The sequence below is a fragment of the Pseudomonas sp. genome (genome assembly GCF_050739655.1).
GTDB lineage: Bacteria > Pseudomonadota > Gammaproteobacteria > Pseudomonadales > Pseudomonadaceae > Aquipseudomonas.
The window spans coordinates 1-1,228 of record NZ_JBOIBY010000288.1 but is presented as its reverse complement, the minus strand read 5'-3'; the positions used below and the strand labels follow the sequence as shown (position 1 = coordinate 1,228).

Sequence of the window (1,228 nt, the reverse complement as noted above, 5' to 3'; positions counted from 1 at the left end):
CTGAACCTACAAACAATATGGGTTGGCACGCCATATCTCCTATGCAAGCTTTAATATCTTCCGTTACATCCTCAATATACTTCGCATAGTCTCTAGGCATGGTGCCTTCCCTGATTAGTGGTAATTGCAAAACGCAATATTGCATTTCCCTGGCTGTCTTCCAATAGGTAAGGACAAGTTTGCCGAGCTCATGCACCGAAAACAGGTTAGGGGGCAGAAAACTGCCGATGCCAAGCGCTTGATCGCCTTTGCGATGAGTTTAGTGGCCACCTGATTCCGAGCATGATCTTCGGGACACCGTCCGTCACTCCGAGCCCGATTCGTAGAGTGCATCTTGATTGCGGCGCCTTCCCACTGCTCCGGTGAGATCCAGTACACGCCGCCTACCGTGAATGGGGCAGAGGTGCCAAAGTCGAACGACACCTAATGGCCGACTCCCGCCTGTCGTGACCGGAGGAGAGCGGCCATACCAGTCAGTCGAGACTTTGTCTTCGCTGCGTTTCCAAAGCGCAGTATTGTCGTTGGCCAGATTACGTAACCCAGCAGCAACCCAATCGACTACCGATCCCTCTATGGAGCACTCGCTGTCCTTTTGGTACGGTAATCGACGATTTGATTTTCGTCACCCATGCACTGTTTAGACTCAGAGCCCGACAAAGTGCATCAATATCTCCAGAAGACTGGAGTTACGAGTACCAACACAGTCAGGATTTCCAGTCTCCCTAGAAGCATTCCAACGGTCAGTAGCCATTTGGCGGCATCAGGTAATGATGAGAAATTACCTGCCGGCCCAATGATCGTGCCAAGCCCTGGCCCGACGTTACACACCGCAGTAGCGGCACCGCTCAACGCTGTTGTCCAATCAAGCCCAATGAGAGCCAAGCCCAAGGCGATGGCAGCAATAGTGATGGTGAAGAAAAACGAGAAGGTCAAAAGCGAGCGCACGATCTCCTCGTCAATGGGATGGCCGTTGTACTTCTTCTGTATCACGGCTCGAGGATGTATCAGCTGCTTCAAACTACTGACCAGTAGAGCGGCAGCAACCTGAAAACGGAAGATTTTGAGACCGCCTGCAGTGGAGCCGGAACATCCACCCACGAAGGTCAAATAGAAAAATAGCAAGACAGCGAAGCTGCCCCACAAAGTGTAATCGCCAACCGCAATTCCGGTGGTCGTGACGACCGAGGTCACATTGACCGCAACGATACGAAACGCATCCCACCATCCG

Annotated in this window: 1 protein-coding gene; it reads right to left on the bottom strand. The window is 52.3% G+C overall.

The genetic code is table 11. From position 1 onward, the window contains the following. Positions 1 to 663: 663 nt before the first annotated feature. Positions 664 to 1,228: potassium transporter TrkG (locus ACRESJ_RS14190; protein ID WP_431758450.1), on the bottom strand; the 565-nt coding region annotated here is incomplete at its 5' end.